The sequence below is a fragment of the Kordiimonas aestuarii genome, from assembly GCF_025574465.1.
GTDB lineage: Bacteria > Pseudomonadota > Alphaproteobacteria > Sphingomonadales > Kordiimonadaceae > Kordiimonas > Kordiimonas aestuarii.
The window spans coordinates 1,018,858-1,039,780 of sequence record NZ_JAOBPP010000021.1 but is presented as its reverse complement, the minus strand read 5'-3'; the positions used below and the strand labels follow the sequence as shown (position 1 = coordinate 1,039,780).

The window sequence follows — 20,923 nt, the reverse complement described above, 5'->3', positions numbered from 1 at the left end:
CAAGTCACACGTCAAATATCGATGGGAGCAGCTGCCCGCCCCTGTAAAGCAGACATAAGGGCGGCATCAAAGGAGGCATTATCCGCCTTCAGCCACGCCCGGCGCTTGAGGGTGCCATCAGATAACATACCCATACCCCCGCGTTTCCCTCTCGCAGCAAAACCATGGCGCGATAAAGTCATTCTGGGGAAGGCTGCCATTAAAAAGGCCGGAGCATAGCCCCGACCTTCGGGACGAAAGCCGACCGCCTATGAGGTTGGGCTACCTGATTGTGACGGGTTGGCCTCCACAATCACAGGCACCTCTTCCTGGTCTGGACGGGGTGGGCTCAAACGCGTCAGCACCGTGGCGGAAGTGTTGCCCGTGTTCTGCGCGGCCAGCGCACCGCTGCTGTAGGCCGCAAAGAGCCCTGTGGCGCTGCTGCGCGCTGCTGCTGACGCAAGTGCGGCTGCGCCCGAAGGGTTACGCCCTGCAATTTTGGTCCGTACCTTCCCTGCAGCGCTGCCAACCCGTGCGGCAAGTCCCTGATCCGCGCCCGCGATACTGGCGTTGTCCGCCAGCGCCAGCGCGGCCAGCTCAAGCGCAACAGCTGCTTCGTCGTCCGCGTCAGCAAGCGTCAGCCCCATATCCGCCAGATTTCCGGCAATCCGGACCAGCATGGCAGTGTTGCCAGCGGCAACCTGTGTATCGACAAGGTCACCAAAACCATCCCAATCACCAGATTGTGCCAATGCTATCAGTTGCGCCTGCACAGCCCGTTCGGCCGTGACCGTTTGCGCATGGACTGCGGGACTCGCCACTGGTGACAGGACAAGCGTACCCCCCAGCATACCAAAGGCAGCCACCAGGATAACCATTCTCATGTTATGAAGCTCCGCAATGGCGGCGCCGGTCCACACCAGCGGCCCACCAGATACGCCAATTATCTCATGGTACCTTGTCGCTCGCGAATCACCTTTTCTTATCTGAAACCCCGGCATTCCGGCGTTTCGCTGTCCCTCGTGCTTCTTCGACACCATACTTGTCTGAAAAATAATTTAGTGCTAAAATAAATGCCGGATCGACACCAAGGGGACAGGCTATGGCAGTGTTCAAAAATGATGTGCAAGTACGGTTTGCCCATGTGGATGCGGCGGGCATCATGTTCTACCCACGCTACTTCGGCCTGATCAACGACCTTGTCGAAGACTGGTTCGCCGGCGGCCTTGGCACCAGCTTCAGGCAGCTTCACCTGAAGGAAAAGCGCGCGGTCCCCACCGCGCATATCGAGGTGGATTTCCATGCCCCCAGCAAGCTTGAGGACCACCTGGTTTTTGAGCTTTCGGTTGCAAGGCTGGGCCGCACCAGTTGCGACCTGAATATCGCTGCCCGCTGTGGGGAGGAAACGCGCCTGAGCGGTAAACTCATACTGGTCCATATGGATATGAACACTGGCAAAAGCCTGCCGTGGCCGGATGCCCTTCGCGCCGAGATCGGCAAATGGACCAACGAGACCGGAGAGGACGCATGAAAACCCTGCTCCCTGAAGGCTGGCCGCGCCCAAGCGGTTATTCAAATGGTGTCATGGCGGAGGGCCGCACGATCTTTGTCGCAGGCCAGATCGGCTGGACAAAAGACATGGTGTTTGAAGCCGATGACTTCCTGGGGCAGGTGCGCCAGACATTGGAGAATACCATGGCTGTGCTTGCCGAAGCCGGCGCCGGACCCGAGCATATCGCCCGCATGACGTGGTATGTCACCAACAGGGATGACTATCTCGCCAACCTGCGCGGCATGGGGCAGATCTGGCGCGAGCTGATGGGCAGGAACTATCCGGCCATGGCGTGTGTGGAAGTCTCCCGCCTGATGGAAGACAAGGCACAGATCGAAATTGAGACCACCGCCGTTTTGCCAAACGCGTAAGGGCCAGACCGGCCGGGGGAGGAGCAAACCATGAAAATCACCGTGATCGGCGGCGGCCCGGGCGGGCTCTATTTTGCGCTTCTGACCAAAAAGGCGCGGCCTGATTTTGACATTGAAGTCATTGAACAGAACCGGGAAGGCGACACCTTTGGTTTTGGTGTTGTGTTCTCGGACGAAACCCTGGACGAATTTTTTGCCGCCGATGCTGAAAGCTATGACCTGATCCGCGATCACTTCGCCTACTGGCAGGACATTGTGGTTGAAAAGGGCGGCGAGCGCACCCTCATCGGCGGTAATGGCTTTGCCGGCTGTTCGCGCTTCAAGCTGCTTGAGATACTCACCCGGCGCTGCCGCGACGTGGGTGTCACCCTGTCGTATGGTACACGCATCAACCCTGAGACGGTGGAGGCCGACTATGCCGCAAGCGACCTTATTGTCGCGGCGGACGGTATCGGCAGTGCCATCCGGGAAGCCCGCGCGGAAGCCTTTGGCCGCACGGTGGAAATGCGCAAAAACTATTTCACCTGGATGGGCTCAACGCGACCTCTGGATGCCTTCACCTTCTTCTTCAAGGAAACCACCGAAGGCCATTTCTGCGCTCATACCTATGAATATGAGGTGGGCAAATCGACCTGGGTGATCGAATGTACGCCTGCGGCCTTCGACGCTTGCGGTTTTGCCACCATGAGCGAGGATGAAAGCGCGCGCTACCTCGAAGATGTGTTCAGCGACGAGCTCGCTGGCCACGGCCTGATCACCAACCGTTCCATCTGGCGGCAATTCCCACGCGTACGCTGCGAAAATTGGCGCGCTGGCAAGACCCTCATCCTGGGCGACGCCAAGGCAAGCGCGCACTGGTCCATCGGGTCGGGCACCAAGCTCGCCATGGAATGCGCCATCGGCCTGTCGGACGCCGTGCTTGCAAACCCGGATGACATCGACGCGGTCGAGGCCGGGTACGAGAAAAACCGCCGTACGCCGGTGGAGATCATCCAGCACGCGGCGGACGTATCCCTGCGCTGGTTTGAAGATATGCCACGGCATTTCGATAAACGTCGGTATGAATTTGCCTTTGCGCTGATGTCGCGGTCAAAAAGCATCACATGGGATAATGTTGGGCTTCGTGACGCTGATTTTCTCGCTCATGTGGAAGACGAATTTTATCGCACACTTCCCGCACAGTTTTCGCACAGTGTGCAACAGCGTCCCACCCCCATGTTTACACCGTTACGGCTTCGAAACATTACCTTGAGCAACAGGGTTGTCGTGGCACCAATGGCGCAATACTCGGCCCATGGCGGCATGCCTACCCCTTGGCACACTGTGCATTTGGGTGCACGAGCCACCGGCGGCGCGGGCCTTGTCTTCACCGAGATGACCTGCCCGTCCCCCGATGCCCGCATCACGGATTTCTGCCCCGGCATCTGGAATGACCGGCAGGAGGAGGCCTGGAAAGAAATCGTTGATTTCATTCATGAAAATTCAGGCGCGAAGGTCTGCATGCAGATCGGTCACGCCGGGCGCAAAGGCTCTACCAAACACCCAAAGGAAGGGTCTGACCTACCAAAAGAGGACGGAAACTGGTCCCTCCTCAGCGCCTCAGCCATCCCGTTCAAGGCGGGAATCAACGCGGTACCCAAAGCCATGGACCGCATTGATATGAACCGGGTGAAGGGCGAGTTTGTGGACGCTGCGGAGCGCGCCGCGAACGCAGGGTTTGACATGATCGAACTGCACGCCGCCCATGGGTATCTGATCGCCAGTTTCCTCTCGCCGCTGACCAACACCCGCACCGACGGCTATGGCGGCAGCGCGGAAAACCGCGCAAAATACCCGGTCGAGGTATTTCAGGCCATGCGCGAGGTATTCCCGAACGATCGTCCGATATCAGTTCGGCTTTCAGCGTGGGACTGGGCGCAAGGCGGCATGACCTGGGATGACCTGAAGACCATCAGCCTCGCCTTCAAGGCGGCAGGCGTTGACCTGATCAACGTTTCCACCGGTCAGACGGTGCCCCACCAGAAACCGGTCTATGGCCGCATGTATCAGGTGCCCTTTGCCGACTTCATCCGACATGAGGTGGGTATCCCCGTGATGACAGTAGGCTCTATTACGTTGCCGGAACAAATAAACACCATTCTGGCGTCGGGGCGGGCAGACCTTGTGGCGCTGGCCCGGCCACACCTCAACGACCCGGCCTTCACCCGGCGTGCGGCGGCACATTACGGTGTTTCCGACCCGCATTGGCCGATGCAGTATAAAACCGGCGAATTCCAGCAGCTGCGCGAGGCCGAGAAGGAAAACGAGAAGACGGCGGAGACCGCAAAAAAACTGCGCCCGGCGCGGCGGCACTATGTGCGCGCCCAAGGTTAGGACTTGAACTTGTCATATCTTCGGTAGAGACTGCGCGGCAAATAACGCATTACCAGACAGCGATCAGGGTTTAGATATGAAGGTTTTGGTTACAGGGGCAGCGGGTTTCATCGGCAGCCATGTCGCGCTTTATCTTTTGGCGCGCGGTGATGACGTCGTTGGCCTCGATAACCTGAACGACTATTATGACGTGGCCCTGAAAAAAGCCCGGCTTGCCCGGATCGAAGACTTTGCCGCAGGAAAAAACCCAGCCGCCATATACCCGGAAGCCCGGCAAAAAAGCATACCCACCGGGCGGTTCCGCTTCGAAAAAATGGCGCTGGAAGACCGCGAGGGCATGGCTGGGCTGTTTGAGCGCGAAAAGTTCGACGGCGTCATCAACCTTGCGGCGCAGGCCGGCGTTCGCCACTCGCTGAATGCGCCTTTTGATTATATTGACAGCAATATCACCGGCTTCCTGAGTGTGCTTGAGGGCTGCCGCCACCACCAGGTTGGCCATCTTGTCTATGCCTCAACCAGTTCGGTTTACGGGGCGAATACCAATATGCCGTTCAGCGTGCATAACCCGGCCGACCATCAGGTCGCGCTGTATGGCGCCACCAAGCGCGCGAACGAGTTGATGGCGCACAGCTATTCGCATCTCTTTGGCATGCCGACAACCGGCCTCAGGTTCTTCACCGTCTATGGCCCCTGGGGCCGACCTGACATGGCCCTGTTCCTGTTCACCGACGCGATCCTGAACGACAGGCCGATCAATGTGTTCAACAACGGCCATCATATGCGGGACTTCACCTATGTGGACGACATCGTGCGCGGTGTTGTTGCCACACTGGACAGCCCTGCCTCTACAGACCCGTCATGGGACAGCAACGCCCCGGCTTCGGCATCGTCTTCGGCCCCCTGGCGGCTTCACAACATCGGTAACGGCAAACCCGAACCGCTGATGCGGTATATTGAAGTGCTGGAAGACTGCCTTGGCAAAAAGGCGCAGAAGAATTTCCTGCCCATGCAGCCAGGGGATGTGCCCGACACCAGCGCCAGCGTGGAAACCCTCACCGCCGCAACCGGTTACACCCCCGACACCTCGATCGAAGTGGGTATCAGAAACTTCGTCGACTGGTACCGGGCCTACTACCTGTAACGCCCTCCGACACACGGGCTGGTTTCATCGCAGATCGGCGCTACATCCTTATATACAAAGTCAAATCGCGCGCGTTTTATCACTTTTTTTGACGGAATTGCATTTGCCGTGCGTATATAACACAGCGTTCGGCAACGCGGGTTCGGGGTGTTTGAATTGAAACGATGCTAATCAAGGGGTTTTCATGAAACGGGTTATTGAGGCCTTCCATGTCAAGCGCAAGTCTGAAAGGACTGCCGGTTTCCTGCAAATTCTTCTTGTTATTCTGGTCATCGGCGGGACCATCGGCATCACCAGACTGATCCGTCACAACGCCGCTTCGGGCCCGGGTATTTCCGGCATCCTTGAGAATGTCGTTGTTGATACGGTTACCCCCAAGCGGACAAACCATACGCTCGCCCGCACCCTGACCGGTGAAGTAGAGGCCCGCGCCAGTGTAAGCATCGCCCCACAGGTCTCCGGGCGCATCACAGAGCTCAGTCCCAATATGGCGCCCGGCAAAGTGGTCCGCGCGGGAGAAACGCTATTCCGCATCGATCCCACCGACTATGAACTGGCACTCAAGCAGGCGGAGGCTCAGGTCGCCAGCGCGGAAGCAGAACTGCTGCAGACCGAGGCGACGGCAGACAATTACATCAAGGACTGGCGCCGCGTTTTCCCCAATGAGCCGACCCCCGCCCTTGTTGCCAAGGAGCCGCAAGTGAAGGCCCTTCAGGCCAAGTTGCTGTCTGCCACGGCAATGGTGGAACAGGCAAAACTCAACCTGGCGCGCACCGCGTACAGCCTCAGCTACGACGCCCGCATCACCGAAAGCCGGATCGAGCGCGGCCAACAGGTAAGCGCGGCAGGTCAGTATGGTAGCCTCTATGCGCTTGACGGCCTGCGCATTCGCGCCAGTATTACCCCGCACGAGTTGTCCCTGCTTGGCCTGAACCAGGGCACGCAGGTTACCATTGTCCCGGACCGCGCAACTGATGGCGGCATGCCAGCCACCATCACCAGCATCGGTGGCGATCTGAGCGGCACAACCCGGCTGCAAAATATCTTCATCGAACTGCCGAGGGATACCGCGCTGGTACCCGGCACCTTCGCCACGATAAAAGCAACAAAGGCGGTGGACGGTGACGTATTTGAGCTGCCAGCTTCTGCGCTTGCGACAACCAACACCGTATGGACCGTCGCGAACGGCAAACTCAAGCGCGTAACAGTTGATATTGTCGACATCAAAGCGGGCCAGCTTTTCACTCGCCCGTTCGACGCCGGTGAGGGTGTTGTAACAACCGAGGTTCCAACAAGCTTTATCAACAGACCCGTCAAGGTACGCCGCCGGGCTGGAGACGCTTCATGAAAGAGGAGAAGCTTGAAGGGCGGGGCATACTTTCGCTCGTTGCCAACTTCCTCGAAAACCCGGTGATGACCAACCTGCTGATGGTCTTCCTGATTCTCGGCGGCCTGATGACGGCTGTTACCATGCGCTCCGAAGTGTTTCCAACGGTTGATGTCGGCACAATTACCGTCAGCGTCAACTACCCCGGCGCCACCCCGCTTGAGGTCGAGGACAGTATTACCCGCCGGGTGGAGGAGGCCGTTCTCGGCATCAATGGGGTGGAACGGGTTCGCTCCTACGCTTTTGAAAACCGCGCAAGTGTTGTTCTTGAACTGGAAGATTTTGTCGACGCCTACCGCATCAAGGACGAAGTACAGGCCGAGATTGACGCGCTGATCGATTTCCCGCCCGGGAACGCGGAAGAACCCATTGTCAACGTCACACAGTCGCTATCAAACGTGCTGACGCTTGTGCTGGCCGGACAAGCCGCGGAGGAAGACCTGCGCGAAACGGCTGAACTGCTGGAACGCGACCTGTTGACCCTTGAAGTTGTCTCCGCCGTAAACCTGCGCGGCACCAGGGCGCGGGAAATATCCATCGAGGTCAGTGAGGACACACTGCGTAAATATGGCCTGACGTTTGGTGAAGTGGCCGACGCTGTGCGCAAGTCCTCGATCGAGCTTTCCGGCGGTACCATAAAAACAGACAGCGGCCAGATTCTCCTGCGTACCGATGCCAAGGCCCGTATCGGCACGGAGTTCGAGAGCATCACGCTGCGCTCGACCACCAGCGGCCAGTTGATCAGCCTGGGCGATATCGCGCGCATTGAGGACGGGCTTACCGACGACGAGCTGGTAAACACCTATAACGGCGCCCCGGCTATTTTTCTCGACATCCTCCGGAACGAAAGCAAGGACATCCTGCTCGTAAAGGAAGAGGTCGCGACCTATGTGAAAACCGTCAAGCTGCCCGAGGGCCAGGCCCTGATTATCTTTCGCGACCAGACCGAAATTCTTGCCGACCGTATCAGCCTCCTCACCAGCAACGCCCTGCTCGGGTTTGCGCTTGTGTTCCTGATGCTGGTGATCACGCTTGATTTCAAATTGGCCTTCTGGGTTGCCATGGGTATTCCGATCAGCTTTCTGGGCGGCTTCCTGATTTTCGGCAGCCTGGGTGTATCGCTGAACATGGTGACCTTGTTCGCGCTGATTGTCGTCATCGGTATCGTGGTTGATGACGCCATTGTGGTGGGCGAAAATATTTATGCCGAACAGCAGGCAGGCTTTAAAGGTCGGCGCGCCGCCTTCGAAGGGGTTAAGAATATTTTTGCGCCCGTGCTTGTGGGCGTGCTGACGACCATGGCCGCTTTTGCACCACTACTGTTCCAGACCGGCACCTTCGCGGAAATCACGCGGCCCATTCCCATTGCCGTTATCTCGATCCTGTTTGTTTCGCTCATTGAGGCGCTGTTTATCCTGCCGACACACCTTTCACATGAGGGCCGCTGGTCGAAGGGCGCGCTGCGCAATTTTCAGGTCAAGGTGTCCCGCGCGCTTGATTCTTTTGCCGTCGGCCCCCTGCAACGGCTCATCATCAAAGCGAGCGAGTTTCGCTATGTGACCCTGGCAGCGGCGATCGGCTTCATCATGATCGCAAGCTCCTTTGTCGGCGCGGGCATGGTGCGTGTGGTGTTTTTCCCTAACATCGAAGGCACCGAAATCTCCGCCAGCCTGGCGATGCCGGAAGGGGCACCCTTTGAAGCTACACAGGCAGCCATTGATCAAATGGACACCGCGCTGAAAAAGGTCTCCGCCGAAATCAGGCAGGAAACCGGCGAGGACGTGATCAACGCCACTGCCATCACCATTGGCGCAAAGTATAGTCAGGCGTCTGGTCCCGGTGCTATTTCGTCCAGTTCGATTGCCAGCCACCTTGGCCAGTTTACAGTTGAACTGGTCCCCACTGATGCCCGCAGCATCTCGTCGCGGGAAATCAGCCGTCGCTGGCAACAGGCCGTTGGCAGCGTGCCCGGCGCCGAAACACTCACCTACGCCGCAACAATCGGCCCCAGCAGTGTGGATGTCGGCTATGAGATGACCCATGCCGACCAGAAAGAACTTCAAAAAGCAGCTGCCGAACTGGCTGACAGGCTCAGCGCCATTGACGGCGTTGACCAGATTGATGCGGGTCTGGATCTTGGCAAACGACAGTTCGAATTCAGCATGACACCCGCTGGTCTCGCCGCCGGTTTGCGGCCACAGGATCTCGCTCGCCAGCTCAGGCAGGCGTATTTCGGGGAAGAGGTACAGCGCATCCAGCGCGGCCGGGACGAGATCAAGGTCTATGTGCGCTACCCGCGCGCGGCCCGCCGTGATCTGGCCGCCCTTGCCAACTTGCGCATCCGCCTGCCCTCCGGCGAAGGGGTGCCGCTAAACCATGTGACCACCGTTGAGGAAGGGCGCAGCCCCACGTCGATCGAACGGGTGAATGGCCGCCGTATCCTGACCGTCACGGCGGATGTGGATGAAAACGTCACCACCCCCAATGTGGTCAATGACCTTATCCAGACAGATATCCTGCCCGACATCATGGCAGCGCACCCCGGGCTCAGGTGGCAACTCGAGGGCGGCTCCCGCGAACAGAATGAAGATTTTGCGTCCCTGTTGCGCGGCTTCATGCTGGCGCTTCTGGTGATCTATGCCCTGGTGGCAACCCAGTTGAAAAGCTACCTGCAGCCGGTGATCATCATTGTTTCGATCCCGTTGGGCATCGCGGGCGCCATTTTGGGCCACATGGCCCTGGGTTTTGACCTGTCCTTCATCTCGATGTTTGGTATCGTTGCCCTGTCAGGCGTGGTGGTGAACGCGTCGGTCGTGCTGGTGGACCGCTACAACATTGAGCTGAAAGACCCGGACACCACACCAATTGACGCCGCCGTGCGTGCCACGCTCAGGCGTTTTCGTCCCATTGCACTGACCACCATCACGACAGCACTTGGCCTGCTGCCGATCATCTCTGAAACCAGCCCACAGGCGCAGTTCCTGATCCCGATGGCTGTCAGCCTGGCAACCGGGCTGTTGATCTCAAGCACCTTGATGCTGTTTGTGCTGCCTGCCATTGTGCTGATTGTCGAAGACATTCGCGGCCTTCCCGGCGGCAAAAAGGACAGCGCGCACGCGACAAAACAGCAGGCCGGAGAACAGGCCTGATATGGTGCGGGGTGGCATACCACCCCGCCACTTTTGGCTAAAACGCCTTCTGCCATCCGAGCAGGAAGCTGGTGCTTTTCTTGAGCGCGTTAAGGCCCCGGTCCTGTGTTAGCGGAAAACCGACCTCAAGACCCAGCCTGTGTGTGCCCAGATAGATATTGGCGCCAGCATAGGCAGTGAGGCTTTCGCGGGTGTCCCCCAGGATGGACGCCACACCATCCCATGCCGCGCTATGATCATAGGCCAGGCGGCCGGAAAGGCTGATGTCCTGCATCATGGTTACCGATGCCCATGAAGTCAGTTGCACGCTGTCGCCCGGCTTTTCCCCGTAGGAATTGTCATCCAGCCAGATCGTGGCATTTGCCTGTGCGCCCGCGGACCAGCCGTCTCCAAAGTAGCTGTAGGTAACAGCTGGCGTCGCAGCCCAGGTGCCGCTGCCCGCCTGCATGGTCAGCGGCAGACGCACCCCCATCATGCTGGTGTCATCATCGTCACCTGTCGGGATCATCAGGCCCGCAGAGGCCAGAAGGCGGCTTTTTGCTGTTCGGGCAAGCGGCACAATGGCCGTCAGCCTTGCATCCCCGATGCCATCACCGGCCATCCCGGACGCCATGCTCCCCATCAGCATGTCCATCCTCTTGTGGTGGTAACCGATCATGGCGGCAAGTGTCAGCTTGTCACTTGGGGCATACATGGCGCCAAGCATGGCCATGCTCATGTCCATCTCCTGTGGTCCCATCATGGGGTTTGTCGGGTCGTTCATCGACATGGTCATGGCGCGGGCGGAGAGCATCCACTCGCCTTTTTTGTGAGCATGATCCGCCATCACGCCGATTGGGGCGTGGTCATCAATGCGGGCTTTGTCCGCCGCGTCATGGGCATAGGCGGGTACAGAAAGCGCAGCGCAAACAGCTGCGAAAGAGAGATATCGCGTCATATGAGTAATCCTGAAACATCAATTTGAGGGCCGTCCACGACGGGACGGTGCAAAGCGTGTGATGGGTCAGGCGGCAGGAGGGCCTGTGTGCAGGCGGCCGTGGGCTTCATAGCGGTAGACAGAAACCTCTGCGGCATCGGGGGCAGGTTCTTCGGCATCCGGTTCCGGCACGATAAGAGCCGCGGGGAGCATGGGCAATGAGGCAGCGGCAAGCTGGGTGCAGGCACCGCAGTGGCTGCCAGCGTGTTTTGCCTCGCCTGTGCTGTTGCAGATATCCGCTGCGGCTATGGTGCGACCGTCCGGCCCCGCGAGCGAGGGATAAAGGAAAGTATCTGCCGCACCGGACGCAACAAGGCCCTGCAACGCCAGCACAAAAGCCAGCGCGACGGCAGGCATCATGCGCTCAAAAGCAGTTAATGTATGAGCCAGTCCCCGGTGCATGACCGCGCTTTAGCATGAACACGCCATTTTGCGAAGTCGCGACGTAAGGCCTGCGGCATTTAGCCCGGCCAACTGCTTTGCGTGGTGAGGAAATCCATGAAATCGATATCATTTTCATCGAGCCATGCTTCGCCCGGCCCCTGCCAGCGATGTGCTCTCCAGTCCACCTTGCCGGACGTGAGAAAAGTTACTCCTTCGCTTTCAAGCCTGGATCGCTGCCGGGCGGCGCCGTCGCGCTTGCTGATCTTGCCGGCCGAGTTGATCACCCGCTGCCACGGAATGCCCTCGCCCGCCGGCGTGGCCGCCATGGCAAAACCGACAATGCGTGGTGTCACCCCCGGCAACAGACTTGCCACCATGCCGTAGCTGGCGACCTGGCCCGCAGGAATTTCCTTCACGAGACTATAAATGGCGGGAAAGCTGGCATAGGTTCGGGTCATGGCGGCACCGGGCTTGTTTGATACCTGCCCAAAATTGACCACCCTGCTGTGGAATGCAATGCCTCAGTTCAACGTGAAGCGGTCAGGCCTGCAGGACAGCAACAACTGATCAGCCTTGCGGATTTCTTTCTTGCCGAAATCAAGCGTGAAGGCCTCGGCGTCGGCTCCGCTGGCCACCACACCGCCCCGGCGGGTCACCATCCATTTGCGTTCGGTGCAACTCGCGGGGAAATGCACCCTCAGGCCGCTGTGCTTTGACGCGAAAATCGACATGATCCCGCGGGAACTTTTGGCTTGCCCCCATGCCTTGTGGACCCGGTCGTGCAGTTCTTCCATGGCATAACGGTTGCGCGCCACCATCACTACATCGATGGTGATGGTCATCGCAAGCGTGCCTCGCGGTTGGTTGGTTTGCACCTCCGGGTTGGCTTCCAGCATGGCCGCCGACGGCCGGTATCTCAGCCGCCCGTCGGATTGCGGGCGGAAAGAAATACGGTTGCCTTCATAGAAGAATTCAAGGTCAACGTCTTCCGGCTTTGCCAGCTTGGCTGACAAGGTATAGACCGGCATGATAATGAGCATGCGCTCCGCCGATTTCTCCAGATATTCATCATAACCGGAAAATAGTTTTTCAAGTGGTATAGTGGCTGGCGCGTCAGCGTCTGGCCTTGCGGGTTGGCTTAGCGCCAGCGCCACAACTACCAGAAAAACAATACGAATCATTGTTAGTCATCCTCACACTCTCCCCATGCCTGCATTCTAAAAAAGAATGCGGCGGATGAATGGCGGTCGGATGATTATCAGCGGATTTCTCGGGTGCTAGGCTGTCTCGGCTTCCGCAAGCCCAAGCTCGCGCATCATGGTGTTGCGCATCTCGAATTTCTGGACCTTGCCCGTGACCGTCATCGGGTATTCGTCCACGAATCGGATGATGCGCGGGATTTTATAGTGCGCGATCTGGCCATCACAGAAATCAAGGATCGATTTCCTGTTGCCCTTGATACCTTTCTTGAGACGAATCCATGCGCACAGCTCTTCGCCGTATTTCTCGTCGGGAATACCAAATATCTGCACGTCCTGAATATCCGGGTGGGTAAAAAGGAACTCCTCAATCTCGCGCGGGTAAATGTTTTCCCCGCCACGGATAACCATGTCCTTCACCCGGCCAGTGATGCGGCAATAGCCTTCCTCGTCGATCACGCCAAGGTCACCGGTATGCATCCAGCCGTCCGCATCCAGCACATCGTCTGTGCGTTCCTCATCCCCCCAATACCCCCTCATCACAAGGTAACCACGGGTGCACAACTCCCCTTGTTTGCCCCGAGGGACTGTCTTGCCGTCTTCGTCAATGATTTTCACTTCCGCATGCGGATGGATGCGGCCCACGGTCGAAGTGCGGCGCTCGATGGGATCATCAAGTCCGGTCTGAAAACTGACGGGGCTTGTTTCCGTCATGCCGTAGGCGATGGTGCATTCCTTCATATGCATGTCGCCGATCACCCGTTTCATCACTTCGGTCGGGCACGGAGAGCCCGCCATGATGCCAGTGCGCAAGCTCGAGAGTTCATACTCCGCAAAGTCCGGCACTGCGAGTTCCGCGATAAACATGGTAGGCACGCCCTGAAGCCCGGTGCAGCCTTCGGCCTCGACCGCCTCAAGCACGCTTATGGGTTCAAACGCTTCGGCCGGGAACACCAGCGTCGCACCAACTGTGAGGCAGGCAAGCACCGACATCACCATACCAAAACAGTGATAGAGCGGCACCGGCACACAGAGACGGTCTTCGTCGGTCAATTTCATGCCGCGCGCGCAGAACTGGGCGTTATTGAGGATATTGTGGTGCGTGAGCGTCGCACCCTTGGGTGACCCCGTGGTACCGGAAGTGAACTGCACATTGATCGGGTCATGGGGTTTGAGCGTGGCTTCAATCGCTGCCAGCGCCTCATAATCTTCCTCGTCCGCGAGGTCGGCGATGTCGGCGAAGGCAAAGAAGCCGCCGGGGGCTTCTTCCGCCATGGTGATGACCGCACGCAGGGACGGCAGGCGTTCGGCATGCAACTTACCGTGCGGGCAATGCGGCAGTTCTGGCGCCAGCGTCAGCAGCATCTCTTCATAGTTCGAGGATTTGAACCGGTCCGCCAGTACGAGAGCACTGCATTCAACCGCGTTGAGGGCATATTCCAGCTCCGACAAGCGGTAAGCCGGATTGATATTCACCTGTATGAGGCCCGCAAGCGCGGTTGCGAACTGGCTTAACACCCATTCTACGCGGTTCGGCCCCCAGACACCCACCCGGTCACCGGGCTTGAGACCCATGGCCAGCAGCCCCGCCGCAACCGCTTCCGCGTCATGCAGCAATTCAGACCATGTCAGGCTGATGTCATCTTCGACAAACACCAGCGCTTCATTATCCGGGTATGCGGCTGCGGTTTCCCGCAGCATCTGGCCGATGGTTTTATCGAGCAAAGGGACCGACTTGTCGCCAATAACGTAACTTTCCATCAGACCAGGCTCCCCGAAAAGGTGGCCCTGCCTAGCAGTCGACCACCGTTGCTGCAATCGGCACCGTGACCGCAAGGCCACCCCGCGCCGTTTCCTTATATTTTGACCGCATGTCGCGTCCGGTCAAGCGCATGGTGCGGATTACCTTGTCAAGCGACACAAAATGTTTGCCGTCTCCCCTGAGCGCAAGCCTCGCGGCATTGATCGCCTTGATCGACGCCATCGCGTTCCGCTCGATGCAAGGCACCTGTACCAGCCCGCCAATCGGATCACACGTCAGGCCAAGATTGTGTTCCATGCCAATCTCGGCGGCGTTTTCAACCTGCTCGGGCGTGCCGCCAAGCACCTCGGTGAGGCCCGCCGCCGCCATGGAGCAAGCCGACCCAACTTCACCCTGACAGCCGACCTCAGCCCCAGAAATGGACGCGTTTTCCTTGAAAAGCATACCCACGGCGCCCGCCGTCAGCAGGAAGCGCACCACACCGTCGTCGTTCGCGCCAGGAATGAAGCGCGTGTAATAATGCAGTACCGCCGGCACAATGCCCGCCGCCCCGTTTGTGGGCGCGGTAACCACCCGGCCGCCAACCGCGTTTTCTTCGTTCACGGCAAGCGCATAGAGGTTTACCCAGTCAAGAATCGTCAGCGGATCGGTGAGCGCTGTTTCCGGGCGCTTCGAGAGCTGCTCATAAAGCGCTTTCGCGCGGCGCTTGATATTCAGCCCCGGCATCTGCCCACCTCGGCTGCAACCGCGTTCAACACATTCTTCCATTACGTGCCAGATATCCAGAAGCTCGGCCCTGATCTGCTGCACGCTACGCATCTTCTTCTCGTTCGCCATCATGATGGCCGAGATCGGCTTGCCGGTTTTGGTGCAGTGTTCCAGCAGTTCCACCCCGCTCTTGAACGGATAGGGAACCTTGACCTTCTCCTCGATGAACTTGTCTTTTTTGGCTTCTTTCTCATGCACGATGAAACCACCACCAATGGAATAATAAATCGCGCGGGAAAGCTCGGTCCCATCCGCATCATAGGCCCAGAATTCCATGCCGTTTGGATGGAACGGCAACTGTTCGCGCGGCAAAAGCTGAAGGTCAGTGTCTTCCTCGAACTTCACCGGTTTTTTGCCCATAAGGTTAAGGATCTTGTTCTCGCGTGCGTTCTTGATGATCGTGGGGATGCCTTCCACATCCACCTCACGCGGGCACTCCCCCATCAGGCCAAGGATAACCGCGCCGTCCGAACCGTGACCACGCCCCGTGGCACCAAGGGAACCATAAAGCTTGGTGACCAGCCGGTCGGTCTTGTCAAGCAGGCCATCCTCATCCAGTTTCTCGACAAATTCACGCGCCGCCTTCATCGGCCCCACGGTGTGGGAACTCGACGGCCCAATGCCGATATTGAAGAGATCAAGAACACTTGTACTCATGGTCGTTTTTGCCCTTACGGAATGCTGTTATTCGCTCGCGGCACACGCTACGTGTGACACCCCATTTTGGCAACGGCTAATGGCGAAATTATGAGCAACATTATTTCAACCACTCCATTAGCTGCGGAAAATAGCCGAAAAATAGTGAAATATTATTACTCGTCTCTGAAACAATGTTTCAGACGCCGTTATTCCTGCGTGAAGCGGTAGGCCGAAATGCCGCGCGAGCGTTCATCGAGCACCAGATTGCGGGTGAGCGGCGGGTTGGCGCGCTGTGGGCAGGCCGGGCGTTCGCACAGGCGGCAGTTGGGGCCTACTGGTGTGGCATCCAATGTCTCCAGATCGTGCCCCTTGGAATAGATCAGGTCGCGCGCGTGAGCGATATCGCACCCCAGACCAATGGCAAGCTGCTGGTCAGGCTGGCCATAGACTGCCCCCACCCGCCTGACCGTGCGCGCGATGGAAAAATATGTGGTTTCATCCGGCATCTGGATGATCTGGGTGGCGATACGGCCAGAGTTTGCGAAAGTGTCATGCACATTCCACAAGGGGCATGTGCCGCCAAAGCGCGAAAAATGGAAGCGCCCGGCCGAAAAACGTTTGGAGACATTGCCCGCCTTGTCGACGCGGATAAAAAAGAAGGGCACACCACGTTCGCCGGGACGCTGCAAGGTGGTCAGCCGGTGACACACCTGCTCAAAGCTTGTGCCGAAGCGGCGACCCAAGTGTTCAATATCATACTTGAGCGCCTTGGCAGTGGTCAGAAAGCGGCCATAGGGCATGAGGAGCGCACCGGCGAAATAGTTGGCAAGGCTGATACGCACCAAGCGACGCCCCTCTTCGGTCTGCCAGTTGTGCATGTCGCCCAGCCGCTGGATCATCGGCCGAAACTCCAGCATGCCAAGCTGGAACGCCAACTGGAACACGCGCGCCGGTGCATCCAGCATTTCGCTGATCAGCAACTGCCTGCGGTGCAGATCAAAGTGACGAAGCGTTTCGGGCATAACCTCATGGGGCATGACCCGCACACGGATTCCGTGCTCTTCATCCAGCCTGCCCGAAAGCACCATGAAGGCATCCTCCCGGTTGAGAGCCAGGTCGTCGTGCAACACTTCGGCGGCTTCATCAAGTTCGGGGAAATAGTTTTTGCGGTCGTGGATATAGTCCCGCACTTCATCCACCGGGAAGGTTGCTTCCACCTCGCCACCCTCGCGTTCAGCGAACTGGCTGGATATCTCCTTGGCGTTTTGCCGGGCCTGCTCAAACGACTTGTAAAGAAGTGTAAAAGCCTCAACTGCCTTCGGGGCCGCGTCCGCCATATCCTGCATTTCGCTGCGTGCGAGGCCGATGCCCTTGAACATGGGGTCGGCGAGCACCTCCGAGAGGTCAGCGAAGGCCCGCGCTTCATCCGTCCCGGCAAAGGAGGTCAGTTCAATATCATACACTTCGGCAAGCCGCAGCAAAAACTGAGCAGAAACAGGGCGTTGGTTGCGTTCGACCAGGTTGAGATAACTTGTTGAGAAACCAAGTTCCGATGCCATTTGTGACTGGCTAAGCCCCAGTTCACGCCTGAGGCGCCGGATGCGCGGCCCGGCAAAAATCTTCTTCGTTGCTGTCTCAACCATAGCTTGATCCAAATATTTACAATTTTTACATATCAACATTTTGACATTTACAAAAGCATACAATGGAACACTTTTTGTATCAATTGTTGTTTGAAGTCCCGAAATAATGTGAAATATGAATGCTGCTGAACGCAATAAAGTTACTTGTTTTGGGAAGGACAGACCATGTCAGCAGCGACAAAATTACAGGCGGAAACCCCGTCGCTTGAGATCATTGGCCCGATGCACGCGGGCTATGAAACCATCCTCAGCGAAGGCGCGCTTGCATTTGTGGCTGACCTTGAAAGCCGGTTTGGCGCGCGCCGCAAGGCCCTGATGCAGGCCCGCATGGAACGCCAGAAACGGTTTGATGCTGGTGAGCTGCCCGACTTCCTGCCCGAGACAAAAATCATTCGCGAAGACAACTGGAAAATCCTTGGCACGCCTGATGATCTTCAGGACCGCCGGGTTGAGATCACAGGCCCCGTGGACCGCAAGATGATGATCAACGCCTTCAACTCGGGCGCCAATGTCTTCATGACCGATTTTGAAGATGCCAGCGCGCCTGTGTGGGAAAACATGATCGACGGGCAGATCAACCTTTATGATTACGCCCGGGGCCAGCTTGCGTTCACCAACCCCAAGTCCGGCAAAAGCTATACGATGGGGGACAAGACGGCGGTACTGAAAGTTCGCCCCCGCGGCTGGCACATGACGGAAGCGCACGCCACGCTGGATGGTCAAGCGGTCTCCGCCTCGCTGTTCGACTTCGGTCTTTATATCTATCATTGTGCGCAAGAATTGCTCAGTCGCGGCACAGGCCCCTACTTCTATCTACCGAAGATGGAAAGCCACAAGGAAGCCGCGCTGTGGGATGATGTGTTCACTTTCACGGAACAAGAGCTTGGCCTCAAACACGGCACCATCAAGGTTACCGTTCTCATTGAGACCCTGCCCGCTGCGTTTGAGATGGATGAGATCCTCTTTGCGCTGAAGGACCACATTGTAGGCCTGAACTGTGGCCGCTGGGACTATATCTTCAGCTACATCAAGCGTATCGGCAAAAACCCCGATTACCTTCTGCCTGACCGCGCGCAGGTAACTATGGGCAGCGCCTTCCTCAAGGCTTATTCGCTGTTGCTCATTCGCACCTGCCACAGGCGCGGCGCGCATGCGATGGGCGGCATGGCCGCGCAGATTCCAGTCAAGAATGACGAGGCCGCCAACACCGCCGCGTTCGAGAAGGTTCGCGCCGACAAGGACCGCGAAGCCAGCTTCGGCCATGACGGCACATGGGTGGCGCACCCGGCGCTTGTGCCGGTGGCCAGGGAAGTGTTCGACCGCCTGATGCCGCATCAGAACCAGATTCACCGCACCCGCCTTGATATCGAGATCGGCCAGGAAGACCTTTTGAGACCGCATGAGGGCGAGCGCACCGAAACGGGCCTTCGGGAAAACATCCGCGTTGGCATTCAGTATCTCGCCGCGTGGCTTGAAGGCCGAGGTGCCGTACCGCTTTATAACCTGATGGAAGACGCCGCGACCGCCGAGATCAGCCGCACGCAAATCTGGCAGCAGCTCAAGCTGGGCGCGCCCCTCGCTGACGGCCGCACGGTGACGGAAGACCTCGTACGCACGCTTTACGACGACGAAATCTCGAGACTGACCGAGTCCTTAGGCCAGGACCTTGTCGAGGACAGTCGGCTGGCTGACGCCGGTCGGCTGTTCCTCGGCCTTGTTTTCAAGGACGACCTTGAAGAGTTCCTGACCACCCCGGCCTATGCGTTGATCAAATAACCAAGCACACCCCAAGAGATATAGCCCCCGCCGGCCCGGGGCAGCCATGAAGAAGGAGAGTACCCATGAGTAAGCCATTTGAAGACCTGATCCCGAACACGCCAAAAGATCGCTACAAATACATCGAGCGCAACTATACGCCTGCCGATGTCGAGCGCCTGCGTGGCAGCCTGAAGATCGACTACACGCTTGCTGACCACGGCTCACGCAAGCTGTGGGACCTCCTCAATACCGAAGATTATGTGCACTCGCTTGGCGCCATGACCGGCAATCAGGCCATGCAGATGGTTCGCGCGGGCCTCAAGGCTATTTATCTTTCCGGTTGGCAGGTGGCCGCCGACAGCAACACCGCTTCCGCCATGTACCCGGACCAGAGCCTGTATCCTGCGAATGCAGCACCCGAGCTGGCCCGCCGCATCAACCGCACACTGCAGCGCGCCGACCAGATCGAACATGCAGAAGGCGGCGCGAAGCGTGACTGGTTCGCCCCTATCGTGGCAGACGCCGAGGCTGGTTTTGGTGGCAAGCTGAACGCGTTTGAGATCATGAAAGCTTTCATCGAAGCCGGTGTTGCCGGTGTTCACTTTGAGGACCAACTGGCGGCCGAGAAAAAATGTGGCCACCTCGGCGGCAAGGTTCTGATCCCGACACAACAGCATGAGCAAAACCTGCAGGCCGCCCGCCTTGCCGCTGATATCTGCGGCGTGCCGTCGATCATCATCGCGCGTACCGACGCCGAATCAGCCAAGCTGATCACGTCCGACATTGACGAGCGCGACCACGCCTTCATCCAAAAGGACAAAGGCCGCACCTCGGAAGGCTTCTTCCACCTTGATGCCGGTGTCGACCACTGTATCGCCCGCGGTCTCGCCTTCGCCAAGCACGCTGACCTGCTGTGGTGGGAAACATCCACACCGAACCTTGATGATGCGAAGAAATTTGCCGAAGCCATCCAGAAGGAATTCCCCGGCAAGATGATGGCCTACAACTGTTCGCCGTCCTTCAACTGGGAAGCCAATCTGGACAAGGAAACCATCGCCAAGTACCAGCGCGAGCTTGGTGCCATGGGCTACAAATATCAGTTCGTGACACTGGCGGGCTTCCACAGCCTCAACCACGGCATGTTCCAATTGGCAACTGGCTACCGCGACCGCGGCATGGCTGCCTACTCTGAGCTGCAGCAAGCCGAGTTTGGCGCGGAGAAAGACGGTTACACAGCAACGCGTCACCAGCGCGAAGTTGGCACCGGGTATTTTGACGCTGTTGCACAAGCCATCACCGGCGGCACCGCGTCAACCACAGCCATGGGTGAATCGACCGAAACCGCCCAGTTCAAAGCTGCTGAATAAAGTTTGTCCCTCACACCTGTCCACTATAACGGGTGTAATCTGGCCGATCCCAACCGGGATCGGCCCTTTTTTATTGTTCGCAAAGTGCTATATGGGGAACAAACCCAAGGCCAATGTGTAAGTGAACAGGAATTATCTATGGTAAAAGTGTCGGTGACCAACCTCGCGGGTCAGACCCGGATGATCGAGGCGGAAGAAGGTCTTTCGCTGATGGAGAACATCCGCAACAATGATTTTGACGATCTGGCGGCCATCTGCGGCGGTTGCTGCAGCTGTTGCACCTGCCACGTCTATGTGGGGGGCGACAAATATGCCGACCTTCCCGCCATGGAAGATGACGAACAATATCTTCTGGAAGACAGCGACCACTATCGTGACGGCTCAAGCCGCCTGTCATGCCAGATCGAGGTTGACGGCTCAATGGACGGCCTCGCGGTCACCATCGCGCCAGAAGCCTAACCCCCAAACCTGCAAT

Annotated in this window: 18 protein-coding genes; 9 read left to right on the top strand and 9 right to left on the bottom strand. The window is 58.1% G+C overall.

The window, feature by feature from the left end:
* Window positions 1-11 precede the first annotated feature (11 nt).
* Window positions 12-134, bottom strand: coding sequence for a hypothetical protein (locus tag OEU85_RS17335; protein WP_262692790.1), 123 nt, complete (start codon window positions 132-134; stop codon window positions 12-14).
* Window positions 135-248: 114 nt separating this feature from the next.
* Complete coding sequence (locus OEU85_RS17330) at window positions 249-863, bottom strand: hypothetical protein (protein ID WP_262692789.1); 615 nt, start codon at window positions 861-863, stop codon at window positions 249-251.
* Between the two features lie 218 nt (window positions 864-1,081).
* Between OEU85_RS17330 and OEU85_RS17325 the strand changes: the two genes are divergently transcribed.
* The 6 genes from OEU85_RS17325 (at window position 1,082) to OEU85_RS17300 (ending at window position 9,952) form a co-directional block, all read left to right on the top strand.
* On the top strand, window positions 1,082-1,510 hold the full coding sequence (locus OEU85_RS17325; RefSeq protein ID WP_262692788.1) for an acyl-CoA thioesterase: 429 nt from the start codon (window positions 1,082-1,084) through the stop codon (window positions 1,508-1,510).
* Window positions 1,507-1,902 carry a RidA family protein gene (locus OEU85_RS17320; RefSeq protein WP_262692787.1) on the top strand — a complete coding sequence of 132 codons (396 nt, stop codon included), beginning with the start codon at window positions 1,507-1,509 and terminating at the stop codon, window positions 1,900-1,902. The genes OEU85_RS17325 and OEU85_RS17320 overlap by 4 nt, the downstream gene beginning before the upstream one ends.
* Before the next feature lie 30 nt (window positions 1,903-1,932).
* Window positions 1,933-4,275, top strand: coding sequence for an oxidoreductase (locus OEU85_RS17315; RefSeq protein WP_262692786.1), 2,343 nt, complete (start codon window positions 1,933-1,935; stop codon window positions 4,273-4,275).
* Window positions 4,276-4,351: 76 nt separating this feature from the next.
* The gene (locus OEU85_RS17310; RefSeq protein ID WP_262692785.1) at window positions 4,352-5,416 is read left to right on the top strand and encodes an NAD-dependent epimerase; all 1,065 of its coding nucleotides are present in this window, start codon (window positions 4,352-4,354) and stop codon (window positions 5,414-5,416) included.
* 184 nt (window positions 5,417-5,600) lie between these two features.
* Window positions 5,601-6,764 carry an efflux RND transporter periplasmic adaptor subunit gene (locus OEU85_RS17305; RefSeq protein WP_262692784.1) on the top strand — a complete coding sequence of 388 codons (1,164 nt, stop codon included), beginning with the start codon at window positions 5,601-5,603 and terminating at the stop codon, window positions 6,762-6,764.
* On the top strand, window positions 6,761-9,952 hold the full coding sequence (locus OEU85_RS17300; protein WP_262692783.1) for an efflux RND transporter permease subunit: 3,192 nt from the start codon (window positions 6,761-6,763) through the stop codon (window positions 9,950-9,952). The genes OEU85_RS17305 and OEU85_RS17300 overlap by 4 nt, the downstream gene beginning before the upstream one ends.
* A gap of 37 nt (window positions 9,953-9,989) precedes the next feature.
* On the opposite strand, the gene OEU85_RS17295 is transcribed toward OEU85_RS17300, so the two are convergent.
* The 7 genes from OEU85_RS17295 to OEU85_RS17265 form a co-directional block, all read right to left on the bottom strand.
* Window positions 9,990-10,889: a transporter gene (locus OEU85_RS17295; protein WP_262692782.1), complete on the bottom strand. Its 900-nt coding sequence runs from the start codon at window positions 10,887-10,889 to the stop codon at window positions 9,990-9,992.
* A 66-nt stretch (window positions 10,890-10,955) separates the two neighbouring features.
* A complete protein-coding gene (locus tag OEU85_RS17290) occupies window positions 10,956-11,330 on the bottom strand; it encodes a hypothetical protein (protein ID WP_262692781.1) in 375 nt (124 codons plus the stop codon).
* A gap of 59 nt (window positions 11,331-11,389) precedes the next feature.
* Window positions 11,390-11,770 (bottom strand): MGMT family protein, encoded by a 381-nt coding sequence (locus tag OEU85_RS17285; RefSeq protein WP_262692780.1) that lies wholly within the window; start codon window positions 11,768-11,770, stop codon window positions 11,390-11,392.
* Between the two features lie 63 nt (window positions 11,771-11,833).
* A complete protein-coding gene (locus OEU85_RS17280; RefSeq protein ID WP_262692779.1) occupies window positions 11,834-12,493 on the bottom strand; it encodes a hypothetical protein in 660 nt (219 codons plus the stop codon).
* 96 nt (window positions 12,494-12,589) lie between these two features.
* Window positions 12,590-14,272: an AMP-binding protein gene (locus OEU85_RS17275; RefSeq protein ID WP_262692778.1), complete on the bottom strand. Its 1,683-nt coding sequence runs from the start codon at window positions 14,270-14,272 to the stop codon at window positions 12,590-12,592.
* A gap of 31 nt (window positions 14,273-14,303) precedes the next feature.
* Window positions 14,304-15,698 (bottom strand): L-serine ammonia-lyase, encoded by a 1,395-nt coding sequence (locus tag OEU85_RS17270; protein ID WP_262692777.1) that lies wholly within the window; start codon window positions 15,696-15,698, stop codon window positions 14,304-14,306.
* Window positions 15,699-15,886: 188 nt separating this feature from the next.
* Window positions 15,887-17,323 carry a helix-turn-helix domain-containing protein gene (locus OEU85_RS17265; RefSeq protein ID WP_262692776.1) on the bottom strand — a complete coding sequence of 479 codons (1,437 nt, stop codon included), beginning with the start codon at window positions 17,321-17,323 and terminating at the stop codon, window positions 15,887-15,889.
* A gap of 165 nt (window positions 17,324-17,488) precedes the next feature.
* Here OEU85_RS17265 and aceB point away from each other — a divergent pair, with 165 nt between their 5' ends.
* From aceB to OEU85_RS17250, 3 genes are all read left to right on the top strand, one after another.
* Complete coding sequence (gene aceB / locus OEU85_RS17260) at window positions 17,489-19,099, top strand: malate synthase A (protein WP_262692775.1); 1,611 nt, start codon at window positions 17,489-17,491, stop codon at window positions 19,097-19,099.
* Window positions 19,100-19,164: 65 nt separating this feature from the next.
* Window positions 19,165-20,448 (top strand): isocitrate lyase, encoded by a 1,284-nt coding sequence (gene aceA, locus OEU85_RS17255; protein ID WP_262692774.1) that lies wholly within the window; start codon window positions 19,165-19,167, stop codon window positions 20,446-20,448.
* Window positions 20,449-20,586: 138 nt separating this feature from the next.
* Window positions 20,587-20,907, top strand: a complete 321-nt coding sequence (locus OEU85_RS17250; protein WP_262692773.1) for a 2Fe-2S iron-sulfur cluster-binding protein — start codon at window positions 20,587-20,589, stop codon at window positions 20,905-20,907.
* Window positions 20,908-20,923: the final 16 nt, after the last annotated feature.

Coding starts and splice junctions, on each gene's coding strand:
- OEU85_RS17335 (WP_262692790.1), bottom strand. CDS start 134: ATGGGTATGTTATCTGATGGCACCCTCAAGCGCCGGGCGTGGCTGAAG.
- OEU85_RS17330 (WP_262692789.1), bottom strand. CDS start 863: ATGAGAATGGTTATCCTGGTGGCTGCCTTTGGTATGCTGGGGGGTACG.
- OEU85_RS17325 (WP_262692788.1), top strand. CDS start 1,082: ATGGCAGTGTTCAAAAATGATGTGCAAGTACGGTTTGCCCATGTGGAT.
- OEU85_RS17320 (WP_262692787.1), top strand. CDS start 1,507: ATGAAAACCCTGCTCCCTGAAGGCTGGCCGCGCCCAAGCGGTTATTCA.
- OEU85_RS17315 (WP_262692786.1), top strand. CDS start 1,933: ATGAAAATCACCGTGATCGGCGGCGGCCCGGGCGGGCTCTATTTTGCG.
- OEU85_RS17310 (WP_262692785.1), top strand. CDS start 4,352: ATGAAGGTTTTGGTTACAGGGGCAGCGGGTTTCATCGGCAGCCATGTC.
- OEU85_RS17305 (WP_262692784.1), top strand. CDS start 5,601: ATGAAACGGGTTATTGAGGCCTTCCATGTCAAGCGCAAGTCTGAAAGG.
- OEU85_RS17300 (WP_262692783.1), top strand. CDS start 6,761: ATGAAAGAGGAGAAGCTTGAAGGGCGGGGCATACTTTCGCTCGTTGCC.
- OEU85_RS17295 (WP_262692782.1), bottom strand. CDS start 10,889: ATGACGCGATATCTCTCTTTCGCAGCTGTTTGCGCTGCGCTTTCTGTA.
- OEU85_RS17290 (WP_262692781.1), bottom strand. CDS start 11,330: ATGCACCGGGGACTGGCTCATACATTAACTGCTTTTGAGCGCATGATG.
- OEU85_RS17285 (WP_262692780.1), bottom strand. CDS start 11,770: ATGACCCGAACCTATGCCAGCTTTCCCGCCATTTATAGTCTCGTGAAG.
- OEU85_RS17280 (WP_262692779.1), bottom strand. CDS start 12,493: ATGATTCGTATTGTTTTTCTGGTAGTTGTGGCGCTGGCGCTAAGCCAA.
- OEU85_RS17275 (WP_262692778.1), bottom strand. CDS start 14,272: ATGGAAAGTTACGTTATTGGCGACAAGTCGGTCCCTTTGCTCGATAAA.
- OEU85_RS17270 (WP_262692777.1), bottom strand. CDS start 15,698: ATGAGTACAAGTGTTCTTGATCTCTTCAATATCGGCATTGGGCCGTCG.
- OEU85_RS17265 (WP_262692776.1), bottom strand. CDS start 17,323: ATGGTTGAGACAGCAACGAAGAAGATTTTTGCCGGGCCGCGCATCCGG.
- aceB (WP_262692775.1), top strand. CDS start 17,489: ATGTCAGCAGCGACAAAATTACAGGCGGAAACCCCGTCGCTTGAGATC.
- aceA (WP_262692774.1), top strand. CDS start 19,165: ATGAGTAAGCCATTTGAAGACCTGATCCCGAACACGCCAAAAGATCGC.
- OEU85_RS17250 (WP_262692773.1), top strand. CDS start 20,587: ATGGTAAAAGTGTCGGTGACCAACCTCGCGGGTCAGACCCGGATGATC.